The sequence below is a fragment of the Pseudoalteromonas sp. bablab_jr010 genome, from assembly GCF_016464105.1.
GTDB classification, from domain to species: Bacteria; Pseudomonadota; Gammaproteobacteria; order Enterobacterales; family Alteromonadaceae; genus Pseudoalteromonas; species Pseudoalteromonas simplex.
Map to the genome: position 1 here is coordinate 1 of NZ_JACDWV010000112.1, position 1,423 is coordinate 1,423.

1 protein-coding gene is annotated in these 1,423 nt (G+C 39.8%); it reads left to right on the forward strand.

Annotated elements, in window-relative coordinates; translation table 11 throughout:
• Positions 1-85 precede the first annotated feature (85 nt).
• On the forward strand, positions 86-1,414 hold the full coding sequence (locus JIG37_RS10460) for an IS4 family transposase (RefSeq protein ID WP_138602404.1): 1,329 nt from the start codon (positions 86-88) through the stop codon (positions 1,412-1,414).
• The last annotated feature ends 9 nt before the right edge of the window (positions 1,415-1,423 follow it).

A 1,423-nucleotide genomic window follows, 5' to 3' on the forward strand; every position in this document is an offset into this window, starting at 1 on the left:
GATCAGTTAAGAATATTTTTATGATCACTTGACTGATCTTTTCATAGCTTCAAAATCCGATATTAGAAATAATATCGGATTTTTTATGTCTCTAATTCAGCACTTCGATGATATGTCCTCCTTTTTAGATGATGTACATACGCTCGACAAACTTAAGCAGGTTCTTGACCCTGATATTCTTGAACAAGCATTTGAACATGCGGGTGTTGCAACTGTTCGCAGAAGGCGATTACCGCTAGAAGCTGTTATGTGGTCTGTCATTGGAATGAGTTTATTCCGAAACGAAACCGTGTGGGATATTGCTAATAGACTCGATATATCTCTGCCCGGAAAAAACAAATTAGTAGCGCCGAGCGCACTAGTGCAAGGTCGCCAAAGATTGGGTTACGAAGCAGTCCAACAAACATTTCAACTACTTTCACATAAAGCGTTTACCACCCAGCCTTTTGAGCAGTGGTGTGGACTTAATTTACTTGCAGTGGATGGCGTTAGCTTCCGAACTCATGATAATCAAGAAAACCGAGAAAAGTTTGGCAGTGACAGTAATCAACATGGAGAAGTCAGCTACCCACAAGTTCGAATGTGTAGCTTAATGGAAGTATCTAGCCACTTATTGCTAGACAGTAGTTTTGACGCCCGTTGCGTAGGTGAAATGAGCCTAGCTCAACGTCTATTACCAGCCGTACCGGATAATTCTCTAACCTTGTTTGACCGTGGTTATTACTCATTAGGACTGCTACATCAATGGCAAAACCAAGGAAATAACGCTCACTGGATGTTACCAGCAAGGAAGGATTTACAGTATCAAGTTGAACACAGTATCAGTGATAATGATAAAATAGTTACCTTGTCCACAAGCCCTCAGGCTAGAAAGAAGTTTGAGTCATTACCAGATACTATAACGGCAAGATTAACCACTTATAAAGCTGATGGAAAAAGCTATCGTGTTCTTAGTTCGCTTATTGACCCTTTACGATTTCCGCATGACGAATTAATAGAGGTTTATACACAACGTTGGGAAATTGAGCTGGCGTTTAGAGAAATAAAGCAGGGATTGAATCATAGCAAACACACATTACGTAGTAAGAAGCCAGACATGGTACGCCAAGAGTTATGGGGGTTATTACTCGCTTACAACTTAATACGCATAATCATGCTTGATGCAACTAAAGAAGAAGATATCTTGCCTACTCAATTAAGTTTTAGCCAATCTATGCGTCAGGTAATCGCTTTCTTCATGTTTACGCCAATACATAGTGCAAGTAAATTACCTGCTCATTATGATGAATTACTGACAACTCTTAGGTTGTTTATCTTACCCGATAGGCTACCAGACAGGCATTATCCAAGGGTGGTAAGAAGGAAACCTAATAAATATCCCTATAAAAGAAAATGCCAGTCAGCTCTTAACTGACTGGCATTA

Excerpts from the sequence above, each read along its gene's own strand:
- JIG37_RS10460 (WP_138602404.1), top strand. The coding sequence starts at position 86 with ATGTCTCTAATTCAGCACTTCGATGATATGTCCTCCTTTTTAGATGAT.